Annotated in this window: 15 protein-coding genes; 4 read left to right on the forward strand and 11 right to left on the reverse strand. The window is 44.7% G+C overall.

Annotated features, from left to right (window positions below; all coding sequences use genetic code 11):
* Positions 1-103 precede the first annotated feature (103 nt).
* From I6E86_RS08980 to I6E86_RS08990, 3 genes are all read right to left on the reverse strand, one after another.
* Positions 104-1,093 (reverse strand): membrane dipeptidase, encoded by a 990-nt coding sequence (locus I6E86_RS08980; RefSeq protein ID WP_197177156.1) that lies wholly within the window; start codon positions 1,091-1,093, stop codon positions 104-106.
* 106 nt (positions 1,094-1,199) lie between these two features.
* Entirely contained in the window at positions 1,200-2,675 is a 1,476-nt protein-coding gene (locus tag I6E86_RS08985; protein ID WP_197177159.1) for an aldehyde dehydrogenase family protein, read from the reverse strand.
* Positions 2,676-2,734: 59 nt separating this feature from the next.
* A complete protein-coding gene (locus I6E86_RS08990) occupies positions 2,735-3,124 on the reverse strand; it encodes a RidA family protein (protein WP_045445827.1) in 390 nt (129 codons plus the stop codon).
* Between the two features lie 150 nt (positions 3,125-3,274).
* Here I6E86_RS08990 and I6E86_RS08995 point away from each other — a divergent pair, with 150 nt between their 5' ends.
* Positions 3,275-4,171 carry a LysR family transcriptional regulator gene (locus tag I6E86_RS08995; protein WP_194365339.1) on the forward strand — a complete coding sequence of 299 codons (897 nt, stop codon included), beginning with the start codon at positions 3,275-3,277 and terminating at the stop codon, positions 4,169-4,171.
* Between the two features lie 99 nt (positions 4,172-4,270).
* On the opposite strand, the gene I6E86_RS09000 is transcribed toward I6E86_RS08995, so the two are convergent.
* From I6E86_RS09000 to I6E86_RS09025, 6 genes are all read right to left on the reverse strand, one after another.
* Positions 4,271-5,302: a porin gene (locus I6E86_RS09000; protein ID WP_197177161.1), complete on the reverse strand. Its 1,032-nt coding sequence runs from the start codon at positions 5,300-5,302 to the stop codon at positions 4,271-4,273.
* Positions 5,303-5,653: 351 nt separating this feature from the next.
* Complete coding sequence (locus I6E86_RS09005) at positions 5,654-6,208, reverse strand: acyl-CoA thioesterase (RefSeq protein WP_197177162.1); 555 nt, start codon at positions 6,206-6,208, stop codon at positions 5,654-5,656.
* A 109-nt stretch (positions 6,209-6,317) separates the two neighbouring features.
* The gene (locus I6E86_RS09010; protein ID WP_197177164.1) at positions 6,318-7,991 is read right to left on the reverse strand and encodes a fatty acid--CoA ligase; all 1,674 of its coding nucleotides are present in this window, start codon (positions 7,989-7,991) and stop codon (positions 6,318-6,320) included.
* A gap of 63 nt (positions 7,992-8,054) precedes the next feature.
* Positions 8,055-9,257, reverse strand: a complete 1,203-nt coding sequence (locus tag I6E86_RS09015) for a 3-oxoadipyl-CoA thiolase (RefSeq protein WP_197177165.1) — start codon at positions 9,255-9,257, stop codon at positions 8,055-8,057.
* Between the two features lie 82 nt (positions 9,258-9,339).
* Positions 9,340-10,947: a 3-hydroxyacyl-CoA dehydrogenase gene (locus tag I6E86_RS09020; RefSeq protein ID WP_227680604.1), complete on the reverse strand. Its 1,608-nt coding sequence runs from the start codon at positions 10,945-10,947 to the stop codon at positions 9,340-9,342.
* An 87-nt stretch (positions 10,948-11,034) separates the two neighbouring features.
* The gene (locus I6E86_RS09025) at positions 11,035-11,811 is read right to left on the reverse strand and encodes an enoyl-CoA hydratase (RefSeq protein ID WP_197177166.1); all 777 of its coding nucleotides are present in this window, start codon (positions 11,809-11,811) and stop codon (positions 11,035-11,037) included.
* A gap of 420 nt (positions 11,812-12,231) precedes the next feature.
* Between I6E86_RS09025 and I6E86_RS09030 the strand changes: the two genes are divergently transcribed.
* The 3 genes from I6E86_RS09030 (at position 12,232) to I6E86_RS09040 (ending at position 15,882) form a co-directional block, all read left to right on the forward strand.
* Positions 12,232-13,386 (forward strand): acyl-CoA dehydrogenase family protein, encoded by a 1,155-nt coding sequence (locus I6E86_RS09030; protein ID WP_197177167.1) that lies wholly within the window; start codon positions 12,232-12,234, stop codon positions 13,384-13,386.
* Positions 13,387-13,495: 109 nt separating this feature from the next.
* The gene (locus I6E86_RS09035) at positions 13,496-14,761 is read left to right on the forward strand and encodes an MFS transporter (RefSeq protein WP_197177168.1); all 1,266 of its coding nucleotides are present in this window, start codon (positions 13,496-13,498) and stop codon (positions 14,759-14,761) included.
* 275 nt (positions 14,762-15,036) lie between these two features.
* Positions 15,037-15,882, forward strand: coding sequence for an IclR family transcriptional regulator (locus tag I6E86_RS09040; protein WP_197177169.1), 846 nt, complete (start codon positions 15,037-15,039; stop codon positions 15,880-15,882).
* 147 nt (positions 15,883-16,029) lie between these two features.
* On the opposite strand, the gene I6E86_RS09045 is transcribed toward I6E86_RS09040, so the two are convergent.
* Together I6E86_RS09045 and I6E86_RS09050 are read right to left on the reverse strand one after the other, a co-directional pair.
* A complete protein-coding gene (locus I6E86_RS09045; RefSeq protein WP_197177170.1) occupies positions 16,030-16,677 on the reverse strand; it encodes a glutathione S-transferase in 648 nt (215 codons plus the stop codon).
* 359 nt (positions 16,678-17,036) lie between these two features.
* Positions 17,037-19,908, reverse strand: a 2,872-nt coding sequence (locus I6E86_RS09050) for a calcium-binding protein (protein WP_413786996.1), incomplete at its 5' end; no start/stop codon positions are given.

Consider the following 19,908-nt stretch of genomic DNA (forward strand, 5'->3'; position numbering starts at 1 on the left):
TAATTTAAATTACCTATTTCAAATGGATATGCGCTATAACACGACTGTCGTCTTATAGCGATTTCGAGCAACCATTGACTAAAATGACTCTTTAAACAGCTAGTTAAGCCAAAGGCTTTAAGCCTTGCTCTAAAAAATCGAACCAGTTTTGACCGATGACTTTTCCAGCATCGCTTTCGTTAAAACCGTGCTTTAGCAGACCGTTATAGATATTTTCCATACCGTCTTTGCCAGCGAACCATGGCAAAGTATCTGGCCAACCTGAATTACTGGCATTGCCTTCGCCATAGTCCATCGCTTTTGACCAACGTCCATTACGCATCCACTCAAGTACAGCTTGTGGTTGATTAAGACATAAATCACTGCCAATCGCTAAATGCTTCACGCCATACTTATCAGCGCAATTGGCAATCATGGTGCAGAAGTTATCGAGCGTACAGTCACTACCATTTGGCAAATGAAACGGGTATAAACTAAACCCTAACAATCCGCCTGCTTGAGTCAAGGCACTGATGACTGTATCCGATTTATTACGCAGTGCATCATGAGCCGTCGTTGGGTTGGCATGGCTAATACATATCGGACGCGACGACACTTCTATCGCCTCAAGCGTTGAACGCTCAGCGCTGTGTGACATGTCAATAATCATACCGACACGGTTCATCTCAGCGATGGCTTGCTGGCCAAAACGGGTAATACCGCTATCATTCTTCTCATAACAACCTGTCGCTAGTAAGCTCTGGTTGTTATAAGTCAGCTGCATAATCAATAGGCCTAAGCGGCGCATCACGCTAATTAAACCAATTTCATCATCGATTGGTGAGCAGTTTTGCGCGCCAAACAAGATGCCAACTTTGCCTTGCTCTTTTGCTGTTTTGATATCAGCCACTGAGTACACTGGCAAGATAAGATCTGAGTTTTGCTCAAAGCGTGCATGCCATTCGCTAAAGCGGGTCATGGTTTGGCGAGCGTCTTCGTGATAGACCAAGGTGGCATGTACCGCATTGATACCACTGGCTTGTAGCATCTTAAAATAATTGCGATCCCAATGGCTATACTGTAATCCGTCAATGACGATATGATCTTGGTACATATCAATTCCTTTTAATACTTTTATCAGTAGCCGCTATCATTGGCTATTAAGTGCTTTTTTACACTGTGTCGCTTCGATAGCGGCGAGCAGTCTTGTTGAGATAATTCTAGTACGCTTTTTGATAAGCGGTCTTGACGATGGTATAGAACTCTTTGGCATATTGACCTTGCTCGCGCGGGCCAAAGCTTGACTGTTTACGACCACCAAATGGCACGTGATAGTCCGTACCTGCAGTTGCTAGATTGACCATGACACAGCCTGCTTGTACTTGCTCTTTGAACATCGCACTGCTGCGCAAGCTTTGGGTGATGATGCCGCCCGTCAGACCAAAGCGCGTATCATTGGTCATGGCAATCGCTTCTTCTAGGTTTTTGACACGCAAGACACACGCCAGCGGGGCAAACACTTCTTCTTGGTTGATATCCCAGCTGTTATCCGTCTCCGTAAACAACGTGGGCGACATATAGTAGCCGTCATGCGGCATCTCTAAACGCTCACCGCCAAACGCTAAATTGGCACCAGATTGCTTGGCTTTTTCGATCCAGTCCATGTTTGACGCCAGTTGCTTATCATCGACGACAGGCCCCATAAATATGCCGTTTTCAAGCGCATGGCCAACTTTTAGGGTTTTCATTTTGGCAATCACACCGTCTACAAACGCATCATGAATACTGTCCATCACGATGAGGCGTGAAGAAGCCGTACATTTCTGACCCGAACCGCCAAACGCACCAGCCACTGCCGCATCGATAGCGACTTGCAAATCGGCATCGTCAGCGATAACCAAGGCGTTTTTGCTGCCCATCTCAAGCTGACAACGGATAAAGTTTGGAGCAGTAGCAGCCGCAACTTTGCGACCTGTTGGTACAGAACCTGTAAAGCTAACGGCGTCGATGTCTGTAGAATTGATGAGCGTATCACCGACTGACGAGCCGCCACCCAACAATAAGTTAAATGTACCTTCTGGCATGCCTTGACGGTGAATAATTTCAGCCAATGCCACTGCGCTGGCTGGCGTTAAATTTGCAGGCTTCCAAATGACAGTGTTACCAAATGCTAATGCTGGCGCGATTTTCCATACAGCAGTGGCAGTTGGAAAATTCCAAGGTGAGATAATGGCAACCACACCGACTGCTTCGCGGGTAACTTCGACCTTAACACCAGGACGCACTGAATCAGCGCTATCACCCATTTGACGCAGCACTTCAGCGGCATAGTAATGGAAGAACTGGCCTGCACGATAAATCTCACCGCGACCTTCCGCAAACGGCTTACCTTCTTCAAGAGACAACAGCGTACCTAGCTCATCACAGCGAGCAATCATTTCATCGCCAATCGCTTGTAGGATAGACTGCTTTTTTTCTAAAGGAGTCGCTTCCCACTTTGGCTGGGCTTGACGCGCCGCCGCGATGGCATCTTTGACTTGATCGCTACTGGCTTGGGCGAACTCACCGATAGTGTCAGTGATATCAGATGGGTTAATATTGGCAACGGTATTTACGCCTGCCTGCCACTCACCATTGATATAAAGTGATTTGGTTGGGTCTTGCTGTAATATCTGTTGGGCGGTGTGAGCTGACATAAGAGCTTCCTTGATAAAGTATTAACTATTTGATTTATTGACTAGAGTACATTCAAAATTTAGGGCACAGCGGCATATACGACCAACTCAACTAGCATCTCTTCACGAGCCAATCCGGCTATCACGAGCGCTGCCCGATTTGGGTAGGGTGCTTCAAAGTATTCAGCATAGACTTGGTTGACCGTTTTTAAATAGTCGCGATCGGTCACATAAATCATGACCTGTAATACCGAATCCATGCCAACATTGGCACATTCTAGTGTGTGCTTGAGATTGTCTAACGTTTGGCGAGTTTGCGCTTCGATACCACCTGCAACCACATCGCCATTTTCATCGATAGGAATCTGCGCAGTGTACAACGTACCATTGCTGGTGATTGCCCACTCTAAAGGGGCTTTAGACGCATAAAGTGAGGTTTTGATGGCTTGTTTGGTTGAATGAGTCGTCATGTCGTCATATCCTTTGATCAATGATTGGGCAGCAATTGCTATAGACGTATCCTACCCACATAGAGACGATAAATCTAACTAATTAAATTTGAAATATGATAGATTTAATCTATCGTTTAGATAAATCATTGAAAAATAGCCTTGGATGGTATGGATATGAAGCTACAGCAACTGCGTCATTTTTTATTTGTGGTAGAGGAAGGCGGATTTCGGGCGGCGGCGGATCGCGCCAATCGCTCGCAAGCGGCATTGTCTGCCTCGATAAAGGAGTTGGAAAAAATACTCGGTCAGCGTTTGTTTGAAGCAGGAAATAAGGCCATATTGACGCCATTTGGTGAAACCTGTTTACCAAAAATCAAGCAATTTATAAATATATATCAAGCATTTGAAGACGATTTAAAAGCATCCGCAGCTGGCGACAAAGGTAAAATAAGAATTGCAAGCGTGCCATCATTAGTGACCAAGTTACTGCCCAGTGTATTGGTCGAATACTCAAAAAAATATCCTGATATTGAGATTGTACTGATAGATGATAACTCTGTCGGTGTGGCCAATCGATTGTTAGCCGGAGAAATTGATTTAGCGTTGGGCAATTGCACCAGTATTGATCAAACGAATATAGATTTTACGCTACTCATATCAGATCCCATTGGCGTGGTTTGTCTTAAAGCCAATGCGCTGAACAACGAGTTAAATCAGTCGCAAGGGCTAAGCTGGCAACAACTCATGACCCAGCCTTTTATCTATAATGGCACTTGCAGATTGCTCGAAAACACGCCAGCTGAGGCGCTCAATCGTAGGGCAAGGTACACGGTAGAAAACATTACATCGCTGTTTTCTTTATTGCGTAATGATCTAGGTATCACTACTTTACCCAAGCTTGCCTTCCCTGCGAATGAGCCGGAACTAGTTTGGATAAATTTAGTTGACCCGTCTTTGAACCGACAGATCGGTATCTTTAAACTCGCTGACAAGTCGATCTCCCCGCCCGCTCAAGCGTTTTATGATCTGTGTGTGACGTATGTGCAAGAGCATTACTGGCTATAAGTGATCAAAATAAGAGGACTTCCAAATAAGAAAACTGCTGGTGAATATTTTGATATTCACCAGCAGTTTTCTTATTTTATGGCAGAAATTCAATATGCTCTAAAAAGTATATTTGGCCATGACTTCGATTTGTTGACCTGCTGGCATCCATGGAAGCGTGGTTTTATTTTGTTCTCGCCATTCAATACCAACATCTAGATCTGGTAAATACTCATAGATAAGGTTCGCGCTTTTTACAGTGGCAGAAGTGTCTGCCGCATCGTCTACATTTACCTCACCATAACGCAAGTTACCACGCAGCTTCTGGGTAAATTGATGCTTATATCCTACGCTATAGCCAGTTTGCGAAATAAGCTTTCCATCTTCCGCATCGCAATCTACCCCGCCCGTCCTGCCTAAAGGCCCACCCACACATATCGCTGAATAAGCACCCATCCCGTCACCGCTGTATACGCTTGCATGCACAGAATCATCGCCTATCTTGAGCTTGCCCGCTAATGAGACACCCACACCTGTATCTGAGTCTTCTCCGTTTTTGACCTCACGAGCAGTTAGCGCTACATTGTAGTCAAAGTTAGATAGACTGTCTTTATAACTCATGACCAGATCAGGCAGGTTAGCGTTATCATAGGCAGGCTCTTGGGCGCTGAATCGAAATCCTTTATGAGTATAGTGCAAGGTCAAATCTGGCCGAATATAAGAGCCGCCGCCGGATATCGTCCCCACACCCGTACCCCAAAAATCTATTTGCTCCGTTGACAGTGGCGCGACTGCTAAGAACTGCCCATTCCAAGTCTTACCAACCGTCAAATCATCCAACTGGACATAAGCATGACGCAAGCGCAAGTTTGAGCCGCCTGTGGCATAGTCACCATAAAAATCGCCTTCAATAAACCCAGTCAGCTTTTTATCTTCAACAGTTTTGGTGGTTTTAACATTGATACGAGACTGACGCAGATTGCCTTGGAACTCTGAATCGCCCTCATCTGGACTGTTAAACAGCCCTTCTGCCTTGATATAACCGCCGATACTTAAATTGGTATCACCCTTGGTCACAATCTCTATCGCTTGCGCGGAGGCAGCACTTGCCAAAATCGCCACACCTAACGACAGTCTTTTTATATAAAGCATTATCCATACACTCCGTGTTTTGTTTTGATATCCGTATCAATCACAATGGCTATATTTTTATAAACCTCAGTACGTTCTTGCTCCCTATTAGTAAGTTTCTCTCCTAGGGCGTGTCCTCATTTTAAAAATGGTGATAAAAATGAGATAAATCGCAGTCAAACAAGGAAAATAGCGCAGATAATATCGAGATATTAGTCAGCTATTTGACGCCATTTGGCAAGATTTAGCCATTTTTAACCCATTTAGATAACTATCGATTGAATTGAGGACACGCCCTAATAATTACTTTGAAAAATTGTCTTTTAAACAAACGGTCCTTTAAGCATTCGACCCTCTGTTTTTTGCTCGTACTTACTCCGTGGTCTTTTTCATATAAAGGCCACCTCTTTGATAATCTAAAAATTGATAAACTGAATGCTTGAGTGTTATCAGTCTTGGCTGATAACACTCAAGCGCGGCAATGGCCGATTTTTGCGACTCACTGATAGGCTTTTTCTGTCCACTCAGTTTATCCAGATAGACCAAAACTGACTCGCCGATGGCAACGATTTGCTTTTGTACAGTGCTATAGTAGGTATATTCGTGAATCAGACTTGAATTGCCGATCTTTTTGACTTTCACCCCGATCCACAGCTGGTCAGGATACGTTACTGACTTGAGATATTGGCATGATGAGGCTGCCATCACCGAAGAAGTCTGTTCATTGAATAAGTTCAATTTTCGGTTGTAATAGATACGAGCATTTTGGGCATACTCATAATAGACAACGTTATTGACATGACCAAAGGTATCCATGTCACCCCACTCAACTTGCTGAGAGTAAACCACTGCAAAGTCATGTAATGGATGGCTCTCATCTGTGCTGAGCGCTTCTTTTATTTCTGGGAATATAGCGACCGCTTCCATAGTGCTCTCTTTTATTTATAATCCATTGGTTGTAGCAAAAGTCATCAGCTTTAGTTGCGATCAACGTCAAAAGCAATAAGTACTTCTGATTCAAATCACTATGTCCTGATTAAAGGCATTGCTCTGCATACATCAGACGCATTCTTTTTTTATCAAGTTTACCAACGCTGGTCTTCGGCATATCTGACAAAAACCTAATCTCACTTGGTACGCCATACTTTGGCAGATGGCCTCTCTCTACTGCTTGATGACCCAACGCCAAGATATCTTCCATTTTTGTGTCGACATGGTCTGGTTTTAACACAATCAATGCCACAGGACGCTCGCCCCAGCGCTCATCTGGCACACCAATGACCGCAATATCAGCGACACTAGGGTGAAACGATAAAATGGTTTCGACCTCAAGCGAGGATACCCATTCGCCACCAGATTTAATCACATCTTTGAGCCTATCCGTGATGCTGAGCGTACCATCAGCGGTCATGCAGGCAATATCTTGAGTATGCATCCAGCCGCCTTTCCATAACTCGTTACCTGCGTCGGGATTTTTAAAATAACTTTGCGTTAGCCACGGCGCTCGTATCACAAGCTCACCCGTCGATTTGCCATCCATGGGTTGTGGTTTACCATTTTCATCCCAGATCTCCATTGAAACCAGCATAATGGGCGAGCCTGACAGACAACGATAATTGAGGTTATCCTCCAGCGCCATAGATGCTGTTTTGTCATCGAATACCGCGCGGGACAGCACAGGGCAGGACTCTGACATCCCAAAACCCGACATAAACTCTATGCCACATTCTATAGCTGCCTTAGCCAAGCCTTCGTTTAGCTTTGAGCCACCTAGTAGCAGTTTAAGACCATCAAATTTGCGGCCACGCTCAGCCATTTCTTTGAGGAGCATTTGTAATATTGCAGGGACGCCGTGAGACAGCGTGACTTTGTGCTGCTCAATTAGGTCAACTAACTTTGCTGCCAGATACCGTCCCGGATAGACCTGCTTGAGCCCTATCATGGTTGCACCATATGGCCAGCACCATGCGTGAACGTGAAATAACGGCGTCATTGGCATATAGACATCGTTGTAGCGCGCGCCTTGACCTTCGGCGTTGAGTGCAGATGCCAAAGTGCTTGCCATCGTTTGCAACACAATCTGTCGATGGGTAAAGAACACTCCTTTTGGGTCACCTGTGGTACCACTGGTATAGAATGTCGTAGCAATGGTATTTTCATCAAAATCTGGGAAGTCAAACTCGTCACTAGCGGCTGCCAACAGTGACTCATATTCGCCATTGACATAGTCTGGCAGCTCGGCTTTATCATCCTCTGCATCATCAGCCCACATCACATGCTCAATAGAAGGCGCATCATCACGGTAGTCTTTGACCATTGGGGCAAACTCAGCATTCAATATCAGTGCTTTTGGCGCAGCATGGCTGACGGTATAAAGCACTTTATCTTCAGATAGGCGCACATTGACCGTTTGCAAAATCATGCCAGACATCGGCACTGCAAAGTACGCCTCAAGGTAACGATGACTGTCCCAGTCCATGACAGCCACCACGTCACCTGCTTGTAGACCCATATTTTTTAGCACATTGGCCAAGCGATTGATGCGCTGAAAAAACTCAGCATAGGTATACGTCATTTTGTCTGCATAACTGATGGTTTGGTTGGTAGAGGCAATCTTGGCACGGTTGAGTAGCTGTTTGATGATCAAAGGAAAATCATACGCGCCTTCTGCCTGCTGGTAGTTTTCGTGTTGGTTGAGTACGGTTGTCATATTGTCGTCCTTGATAATAAATCGTCCTTGGTAGTCAATGATTGAGCAGTAAGGTTTTGAGAATTAGACTCGCTCTATCACCATGGCAAGCCCTTGGCCAATACCAATACATAGACTGACCACGGCATATTTACCGCCGGTACGTTGTAGCTCGCGTGCCGTGCTCAAAGCGATTCTGGCACCTGATGCCCCAAGCGGATGTCCGACAGCGATGGCACCACCATTGGGATTGACTCGCTTATCATCAAAATCAACATCCAAACCCTTGAAGCAGCCGAGTACTTGTGAGGCAAACGCTTCATTAATCTCAATAACAGACATGTCATCAAGGGTCAAATTAGCCCGTTTTAGCGCCAGTTTAATGGCTTCGACAGGTCCCACACCCATGATGTTTGGCTCAACACCCATCGCACCCGATGATAAGATCTTGGCGATTGGCTTAAAGCCTAACTTTTCCTCCGCTTGTTTTGAGCCGATGATTAACGCTGCTGCACCATCGTTAATGCCAGATGCATTGCCTGCCGTGACCACACCGTCTTTATTTAAGGGCTTGAGATTTTTCAATGCGGCAATCGTTGAGCTGGCACGAGGATGCTCGTCCTCTGTGACGGTTTTGTCTGGTTGTTTTTTACCTTGCGAGACAGTGATAGGCGTTATTTCATCGTCAAAAAACCCTGCTTGTTTGGCAGTTTGGTACTTCGCTTGCGATGCTGCGGCAAACTGATCAGCCTCTTCACGAGTGATACCGTATTTGTGCGCGACATTATCACCAGTTTGCGGCATGCTATCACTACCGAACTGCTCTGCAATGAGCGGATTGGGGAATCGACTGCCAATGGTGGTGTCAAACACTTTGAAATCACGGCTAAAAGGCTGTGCAGTCTTGGCAAAGACGAATGGCGCACGCGTCATTGATTCGACACCGCCTGCTAGTATGATGTCTCCTTCGTTACAGGTAATACTGCGAGCAGCATCGACCACAGTCGATAGCCCTGATGCACATAGACGGTTGATAGTTTGACCAGGCGTTGTAACGTCTAACCCTGCCAGCAACGCCGCATTACGGGCGATGTTGCGAGAATCTTCGCCGGCTTGGTTTGCGCTGCCTAGCAGTACTTCATCAAAAATATCGCTTGGCAACTGGTGTTTATCGACCAATGCCTTGATCACCGTAGCGATTAAATCATCAGGACGTACGGTGGCGAGCGCCCCAACATATCGACCAAACGGGCTTCTTAATCCATCATAAATATAGGCGTTTAACATAACGATTCCTTGTTTTTAAATTTATTACTTTTTAAATTGTTTTTACAGTCTGTATGACAGTCTGCTCAAATGACTCAAGCCATTAAAGCGAGCAATTGGTTTGCTGGGTAAGTAGTGAGATACCCAGTGTCGCGCGGCGCTGTAGCCATGGGCTTGGGCGATATCGCGGGTCACCTGTCAACTTATAAATGCGTGTCAAAATAAGCAGAATACGCTGAGCGCCTAACTTATCGCCCCAAGTGATGGGGCCAGATGGGTAACCTAACCCCAGTTTGACAGCATTATCAATATCCTCAGGCGTCGCAATGCCTTGCATGGCAATATCACAGCCTAAATTGATCACCATAGCCACTACTCGCTGCGCCACAAATCCTGTGCTTTCGCCAATCAACGTGGTCATCGTGCCTGCCTGCTTTTCTACTTGGCTTTCGGTAGCGTGACTTTCAGTAGTCTGATGCTCTGAAGCTTTAGCAAACAAGGCATAAGCCTGCGCCACAAATTTAGTCTGAGTCACCATGCTTGGCATTAAGGTGCGGTGTTTTGATAAATCAGTTAGCATATCGATGGCTACGGTTTGAGCGGGGTCTACTTGATACCGGATAGCCGCATTAGTCGTGTCCTCGCCATAAGTCGCTAACAATACTAAACTATCCGCTGCGGGCTGCTCATTGGTATCGATAGTGACGCCATGTGCCTTTAGATAATCGACCAGCTGGGTTTTGTCATCCGCCATATCTGCACCTACCCACACTGAGGTGATGGTAGTCTCAGATATTGATGTGACATGTGGCGCTATACTATTGATGGTAGATTTTTGGCCATCTTGTTTTTTATTTTCTGTGTAGTGATAAAAGCCTTCACCCACTTTACGACCCAGCTTTTTGCCAGTGAGCATTTGATGGGTCAATGGGTGCGGACGATAGCGCGGTTCTTGATAGTACTGGTGATAAATGGACTCCATAACTGGATGCGAAACATCAATCCCCGTGAGATCCATTAGCTCAAATGGCCCCATGCGAAAACCTGCCCCGTCACGCAAGATACGGTCAATCTCCTCAAAACTGGCAACTCCTTCACCCACTATTTTTAATGACTCTGTCCCATATGCGCGTCCTGCATGATTGACGATAAAGCCCGGTGTGTCTTTTGCCACCACGCCCAAGTGCCCCATGCCTATAGCCAAATCGTTAAGTACTTGCGTGGTTGCAGAGTGAGTTGAGATACCAGGGATCACCTCTACAATTTTCATCAAAGGCACTGGGTTAAAAAAGTGAAACCCTGCGACTCGCTCTGGGTAATTACAGTCAGCAGCGATTGCCGTCACGGATAAAGAAGAGGTGTTGGTCGCCAAAATCGTATCGGTAGTGACGATCGTCTCTAACTGTTTAAACAGCTGTTTTTTAATGGCCAAATCTTCGATGATGGCTTCGATTACCACATCTGCTTGTTTAATTTCAGCCAACTCAGAGACGACGACCAGATTTTGTAGCGTACTAGCAAGCTGCGTATCGGTAAACTTACCTTTGGCGGTTAGCTTTTCAAGCATGACTTGTAAAGATTGATGGCCTTGCTCAGCAGCGCCTGCTTTTGCATCAAATAAAAGCACGGTAATACCTGCTTGCGCGGCGATTTGGGCAATACCCATACCCATAATCCCGGTGCCAATAATGGCGATTGTGTTCACGGTCATAATGATTCTCTATTCTGTATTAGGAAAGTATTGATTGGTTAGATAGTGATTGATTAGATAGAGCATGATCAAACACATGCCAATCATTTAGCAGCCTTTATAGACAGGGCTACGTTTTTCCAAAAAGGCGCGAGCACCCTCTTTTTGGTCATCGGTATCAAACAACATCTGAAATGCCTTACGCTCCAACGCCAATGCACCCTGCAAAGGCATATCCGCACCCAGCATTGATACCTCTTTGATTTGTGCCAATGCAATGGGAGAGTAAGCTGCCAATTGCGCGGCCATCTCGATAGCGCGCGTGATAGTCACCGTGTCCTCAACCACTTCAGACACTAGGCCCATTTGATCGGCCTCATCAGCACTGATCATGTCGCCAGTTAACACCATCTTCATGGCCTTGTGCTTACCAATCGCGCGAAACAACCGCTGTGTGCCCCCTGCTCCTGGCATTAGTCCTATTTTGATCTCTGGTTGTCCAAACTTGGCTGATTTACCCGCGATAATGATGTCTGCATGCATGGCCAGCTCACAGCCGCCGCCCAGCGCATAACCATTGACTGCGGCAATGATCGGCTTTTGGCAATTACTAATAGCGTCCCAGTAACGCTCGCTATGACGCAGATACATATCGGCTGTTTTGGCAGTCAAGAATGCATTGATATCGGCACCAGCAGCAAATACCTTCTCGCCGCCTGTCAGCACAATGGCTCTAGTGTCTGGGTCATCATTAAGTTGAATGAATAGGTCTGCCAGCTGCTGGCGTAGCTCAGCATTTAAAGCGTTACGAACCTTAGGACGATTGAGTGTGATAACACTGACGCCATCTCCTTGTTGCTCACAAATAACGAGTTGCTCTTCCATGATCACTCCCTTAGACATCTCTTATAGATAAGTATAGAAATATTTTCAAAACATTTTATGTATGTAAATTTATGAATTAAATACCGCATAGCGATATTAAAAACCAATATATACTGTTTATTTTAATTTGTGAAGTATAAAAGACCCTTAAATTGAAATTTATATTAGTATTAAAAGGCTATTAATTTATAAAAATACCGCAATGCGGTTTTTTAAACCAAAAGTATTGTAATTTTACAATTCATCGATTATGCTGTTTCTCCAAGGGCATTTGCTTTCTTTAAAAAGTTATTTTAAACAGTCGCATTTAAGACAGCCCCATTTAAAACAGTCCTATTTGCAAGTTATAAGCGTCGTAACGCTCAACCCATCATGACGCTACGATCCATATTGGATATTCATCAAACAAGGAAGATTCACATGATTAGAGATAAAGAGACCCTAGACCACATCACTCAGACCATCCGTCAGTTTGTAAACGATCAGCTGGTGCCTATGGAGCACTGGGTGGCAGAGAACGATCGCCTACCAGAAGATATCATTCAGCAGATGCGTGACTTGGGACTGTTTGGATTGACTATTCCTGAGGCCTATGGTGGGCTTGGTGTGACCATGGAAGAAGAAGTCACATTGGCATTTGAGTTGGGGCGTACCTCTCCCGCTTTTCGTTCCTTAATCGGTACCAATAACGGTATTGGCTCATCAGGTCTGGTCATTGATGGCACCGAGGCACAAAAACAAAAATACCTACCAAGGCTTGCCAGTGGTGAAATTATTGGCTCGTTTTGTTTGACGGAGCCTGAATCTGGTTCAGATGCGGCCTCTCTAAGAACCACAGCGATCAAAGACGGTGACACTTATATTATCAATGGCACCAAACGCTATATTACCAATGCACCGCAAGCAGGCATCTTTACCGTCATGGCGCGCACCGACCCACAAAACAAACGTTCTGGTGGTATTTCAGCGTTTATCGTGGAGAGCGACACCCCAGGTATCACCTTGGGTAAAATCGATAAAAAAATGGGGCAAAAAGGCGCGCATACCTGTGATGTCATCTTTGATAATTGTGTCGTACCTTCAGATGCATTGATTGGCGGCGTCGAAGGGGTGGGCTTTAAAACTGCTATGAAAGTCCTTGATAAAGGTCGATTGCATATTGCGGCAGCAAGTACAGGGGCTGCCACTCGCATGCTGGATGATGCTCTAAAATATGCCGTCGAGCGTAAGCAGTTCGGTCAACCGATTGCCAGTTTTCAGCTCATTCAAGGCATGCTTGCAGACTCAAAAGCGGAAATCTATGCCGCCAAATCGATGGTACTCGATGCCTCACGTCTGCGTGATGAAGGCAAAGATGTGGTCACAGAATCCTCATGCGCCAAGATGTTTGCCACTGAGATGTGTGGCCGTGTGGCTGACAGAGCCGTACAAATTCATGGCGGTGCCGGTTATATCGCAGACTACGGTATTGAGCGTTTCTACCGTGATGTCCGCTTATATCGTTTGTATGAAGGCACGACCCAAATCCAGCAAGTCATTATCGCCCGCAATATGATTAAAGAAGTCAGCGAGTAAATATCTCTTAACCGTCAACGTGTATCACGGTATTTGCTAGGATGCAGATACCGTCTCTCCCCTCTTATTAGATTAATTTCTCATATTCACAACGATAAGGATATACATTGTGAAAAGTGTCGCGATAACGTCAAACCCAGAGGCCCTCTCAGTACGCAATCAACCTTGGAAACTGGCCTTCGTCTGCTGTTTTTTGGTTCTATTGTGTGATGGGGCTGACATCGGTATTCTTGCCTTTACGCTGTCAAGTCTCAAGTTAGAGTTTGGTTTGACCAACGTACAAGCGGGTGCCTTGGGTAGCTGGTCATTATTTGGTATGGCCATTGGTGGATTTTTTGGTGGCTGGGCCTGTGATCGATTTGGTCGCGTACGGGTGATTGTGATTGCGACGGCTATGTTTTCGGTGTTGTCTGGATTTAGTGGATTTGTACAGAGTTATGAGCAGTTTATAGCTCTGCGAGTGGTCGCTTGTTTGGGTCTTGGTAGTTTGTACATTGCCACCAACACGCTGATGTCTGAGATGGTGCCGACCCAGCACCGAACCACTGTACTGGCTGCACTGATGACTGGGTTTACGCTAGGGTCTTTGGTTATCACCAGCATTTCGGCTTGGATTATTCCCAGTTATGGCTGGCGCACTCTTTATCTGTTGACATTTTTACCCCTTATTCTCGCCGCCTCAATGTATTTTTTGGTGCCTGAACCCCAGTCTTGGAAAGAATCACGTGCGCTTAAACTCAGCGGCGCAAAAGATCCGAATCAAAAAGCAGAAAATGCGTATAAAGCCATTTTTGAAAACCCGAAGCATCGCATCATGTTCATTCTATGGTCGATGAGCTCAGGGCTTTTATTGTTTGGATATTTTGGCGTGAGCAACTGGCTGCCGTCTTATTTAGAAACTGAACTGGGTATTAAGTTCAAAGAGATGGCGCTATATATGGCGGGTACTTACCTGACCATGATGTTCGCTAAGGTCGTGGCGGGGCTTGTCGCTGATAGAATTGGACGCAAAATAGTATTTGCCTTTGGTACGATGGGTACAGCACTATTCATTCCCATCTTGGTATATATGCACACGCCAGAAAACATCGGTTGGTTGATGATTACCTTTGGTTTCTTATATGGCATCCCTTATGCCATCAACGCCACCTACTTAACCGAAAGCTTCCCGACTGCCATTAGAGGCACTGCGATTGGCGGTGCATTCAATATTGGACGACTGGGCTCTGTGATTGCGCCTGTCGCCATTGGCTACATGGCCATGCACAATTCTATCGGTGCAGGCTTGCTACTCATGGCAGGTGCTTATTTCTTATGCGGTCTGATTCCAACGCTGTTTATCAAAGAAAAACAATATGATCCGCAAGAGGCTTAGCCTTGTCCTGCTTGATATTCATCATATAAGAGATATCGAGCTATATTCAATGCTGAACATATCATGGCAATACTGAAAGTTTAGAGGTAAATTGATATAATAAGGCAAAAGTAATAAGCGGCGAGCAGTGCGTGATGGCACACTGCTGCCGTCTTATAGAGCATGCTTGATGGCAGCATTGAGTCTCGATAATTAGCAACCATACTGAGTAGCAAAACTCAGCAACGACACTTTATGATACTTGTACCAACTTAATTGGGGATAATAGACGACCTATGACTAATGATACCCTGACTGACGAAGATGCTAGCAGTGGGATGCATATCGAACTGTTAGAGCCGATTGCAGAGATGAAAGACAAAAACGACAGACAATTTGTCACTGCATTGGCGCGCGGGCTTGAGCTGCTTCGTTGTTTTACGCCGCAGCGGCCCTATTTGGGCAACCAAGACTTGAGTCAGCTGACAGGTCTGCCTAAAGGCACGATTACGCGTCTGACCTATACGTTGGTGAAGTTGGGCTATCTAAAACAATCAACCAATAGCAGTAAGTACCAGTTGTCTACTGGTGTACTGGGTTTTGGCTATACCATGATGACCAATATCTCAATAAACAATCTCGCAACGCCCTATATGGAAGAATTGGCAGATTATGCCAATAGTGCGGTTGCAATGGCGACTCGCGATCGGCTGATGATGGTCTATCTGAATGTCGTACAGGGCGCTGGCACCACCACCATGCAGCGCAATATCGGCTCCTATTTACCGATTCATCTAAGCTCGATGGGCAGAGCCTGTTTGGCAAGTATGCCCCCTGCTGAGCAAGAATTTATCCTCAATGCCATTCGTACCAAATACAAAGATGACTGGATAAAGATTAGACGGGGATTGGACAAAGCGTTCCAAGACTATGAGGATTATGGCTACTGTTTTTCGATCAGTGAATGGCAAAAGGACGTCAATGCGGTTGCCATTGCACTCATGCATCCTACCGAGGGCTTGCTCACCTTTAACTGCGGGGCGCCTAGCTTTGTGCTTAGCCGTACCAAACTTGAAGAAGACATTGCCCCGCGCCTATTGCATATGAAAAATATGCTAGAGAGCAAGCTGTATATCAGCTAGCAGGTGATATCAATTATAGCGGTCGCCTATTGTTTATGGTCAATCCCACATAAATCAGATACATTGTCAGATTCGCTCAGCCTACTATAAAAGCTTATCAGCATAGAGGTATCTCTGCTCTCAAATGCTGATAGAGCAACCAGCATATTAAGAAGGAAAAATCACCACCTCATCGCCTTCCTGCCATGGTTGGAATTTAATCATCACTTGCACAAACGAGGGATGCTCTAGCCAGTTTTGTAGCCATAGCTGCAGCTTTGGATAAGGCAAACCATAAAAAATATCACGATCCACATGCGCAAATTGGCGAACAAACGGCATGATACCAATATCAGCGATGGTGATATTATTTCCTAATAGATATGTATTCTGCATTAATAACGTTTCTAGCTCCTGCAAAAATACTTCGCCTCGCTGTCGATACTCTGTCTGAGTCATGTCTAAATGACGATCAGCGTACTTATAGCGATCGAGCCACTGCTTAAACTCATTGTCATTCTTTTCTATCAAAGCGTTGGCCTGATGCAAAACATCTGCATCAAGTAGTATGTGCGGATCGTTGTGCTCAAGTGCCCACATCATAATATCGAAACTCTCTTCAATCACTGCGCCATCTGAGGTTTGTAGGACCGGCACTGTCCCTTTCGGGCTAATCATTAGCATTGGCTCTGGTTTGTTCTTTAGTGTAATCTCTCGCAGCGCTACTGGCATCTTGGCAAACAAGAGCCCGAGACGTGCGCGCATCGCATAGGGACAGCGGCGAAAAGAATATAAGCAATGAGGTACAGAGGACATCATCATGCTCCATAGTTGGTTGGAATCAACAACGTTCGTTTTGCTAATTTCATATTTGATGGGTTTATAGATGTTGGTTTATTTTATAGTAAAGGTAGGACGATTTGTGAATACGCATGATTACGCTCCTTCATTCTGAGCCATTTGGACTTTCAGCTATAGTTAGATAACTACTAAACTGCTACGGTGTTAGCCTTCCTAGATGTACTACTTGTACAATCTGCAGTCGGCTGCCTTGTAGCAATTTTAGACTTCTTTGACTATATATCGGCATCACCATCATACTGTCATATCCATTGCTGCATATGACAAAAAGCGCCCCCTTTTGGGAGCGCTTTTTTACTGGCTATTCAATAATATTAGATAATATTGTCATCTATAACAGCTTGAATGTATAGACTCGCCGTATTACCGTTGTCTTGATACAGATCATAACCGGTCTGATCAGAAGTAGCTGACTTGGTCATACCAGATATATTGACTTTATCAATACTATCACCTTTAATGAACAGCTGATTATTAGTATCTGTCATGCTAACAACATCACTCAACCCTAAGTTAAGCGTTTGAGCAGTATCGTTAGTCATGTCAATGGTTTCAAAATTAGTAACGTTGACCAAATCCAAATTTAAACCGATACCGGAAACCACACTGGTATCATTAATCAACAAGGTATCGTTATCTTGACTGCCATCTGAGTTTTCGCCGCCATCGATTCGAGCGTCATTTCTATCAAATACGATAATATCGTTACCATCACCACCTAACAAAGTATCTGCGCCGCTCAACCCAATTAAAATATCATCTCCTGTACCACCGCTCAGTCTATCAGCTTGGTTGGTACCGACTAAATAATCATTTTCATCCGTACCATTAGAGTTGATGAAGCTTGGGCTTTGCGGTGTTGCATACTCATTGTAGTTCAAAGTAACGGTTGATTCAGCTATGTCACCATCTGAGTCTGTAAATTTAAATTTAAACACATCAACATCATCTTCACCAGCTGTTACGATATCAGCAATATTGTTCACTGTATTGAACTTATAAGTGCCATCAGCATAGCCGATGAACAGCCCATAAACAGTCTGGAATTCATAGTTCGTAGTATCGCCATCGGTATCAATCGTCATGATATCTGTACTGCCGGTGGTAGTCGCACCCGACCAAACAATACCTGTACTGGTTGAAGTGAGATAGTCAATAGCATCACCACCGACAGCTACCTTACCTTCGATAACGATATTATTGGTTAACTCAGGCAATAGATTCAAGGGAGTCAAATTACCGATAATGTCATAGTTGTTTGGACTACCTTCTTTACTATTGACAACAAAGGTAGTGTCTGCATCTAACGCAGGATCATATTCAGTTAAAGAAAAAACAGTATCAACGATATTATCACCATCGCTGTCATATTTATCAATAATACCGTCGCCATCCGTATCTTCAGCGCGTCTGCCATTCGTACTAAAGACAACATAGTCGAGATTACCAGCAGCATCTAGAACAGTATCAATGATGTTATCACCATCGAAATCAATGCCATCTGAGACTAAGTCTCTGTCTAAATCCATATAAGCAAAATTACTGTTACCGATAACGGTATATCTATAGCCACCTGTCGTATTGCCTACATATTGCGCGTCGCCTACATCTCCTATAGTGCCGTTACCATTCAAGTTATAGTAAAAAGTACCGTTCGCAGCCTGATCATTGAACCCATTAATTAATTTACCAAAAGTAGAATACATTGACTGATCAATTAGCCCGTCGCCATTATTATCGATGCCATCATAGCCTTGATAAACTTTCACAAACGCTTTGTTTATATCAGAATCAACAGTAGAAGCAGGATCTTTATTAACCAATTTTAGGTCGAGTCGGTACTGCTGGCCTTCAATCTCTATGACTCGAGAAGCATTGGGTATTACAATAAAATCACTTGCGATAAATACAGGATTATAAGTATCAGGATCATAAATATCAGGATCTAAGCCATAAGTGGCCGCTGTTGCATCATTAGGCGTTTCATTGTGTTTCATCAGGTAATCCACAATAACTGTTTTGATGTTGCCATTGACAGTGACATCAAAATTAAGTTCTAGAGTAGTATCAAGTAAGACTCCACCATCTCCAAAGACACCAAAGTTAATATGTGAGAAATCACCAAGCTTAATATCGTTCTCAAATTTGATCTGTTCACCCGCACCTTGGTAGGCAATATTTTCTTTAGTGGTATACCCTGCAGGAGGCTTTCCGGTTTCGGGTACACCCCAATAAATGGCTTCGTCTAGCGGATCTACGTAAGGGCTACCATCTGCTGCTAAATATGTGGAATCTAATTCAGCAGACAATGTACCCACCTCAACACTATAGTAACGATCTTCAATAGTATCGCCATCACTTCCAGCTGCGGTATTATCATCACCAGCAATTAAGTACGAAGGCTCTTCGGGAGTGACAGGACGTGACGGATCGGTAAACAATGAGTCAGTAAAACCTGTTTGTAAGTTACTGATAGTGACTGTTTCTTGTTGAACGTCAATATTCCAAACTACAGCCTGAGGCACAGGAGAGTCATCCTCGATAATCGCTAGCAACTCATCAGACTTAACTAATGACTCAGTAGCAGTGGTGTTTTCAAACACCTCAATACCAAAGTCGACCGATAGTATACCCTCAACATTATCATCTGGCGTATGATCCACAGGCGCACTCAACGTGACATCGTAGCCAAACTGGTAACCATCAGTGATTGTTTCTTTACTGCCATTTAAACCTATAGTCAGTACGGCTTGAGTTTGGGTAATGTTATTGCTGTCTTTATATTCATACTCACCAACGATATTACCTGTAGCCGAATCAATCCGGAAAACAACATCATTACCCTGACTGGTAATACCATTATCAGTAGCTGGCAATACAAATTTTACTATTGCATTGTCAAGATTCGTATCCGTATCGGTTACCCGAATCCAATTACCAACAGTATCTGTTTCTGAGTCAGTAGTATCAAGCGTTGAATCTGGGTTGCTGTCTGGATTTCCTCCAACCAACCCTTCTTCAGAAACTCGGCCAGGGGTCGCAACCTCAATTCTAGTAGGTTGATCATAATCGATGGTAACGGTCGCCTCATTTGAGGTCTCACCCGTCAGGTTGTCAACGGTGTAGCTGATTGGTGTTGGGTCTGCGGTAAAGCCATCCACTGGGACAAAGCTGATGGCGCCTGTG

Source organism: Psychrobacter sp. SWN149 (assembly GCF_015864565.1).
In the GTDB taxonomy this organism is placed as follows: Bacteria; Pseudomonadota; Gammaproteobacteria; order Pseudomonadales; family Moraxellaceae; genus Psychrobacter.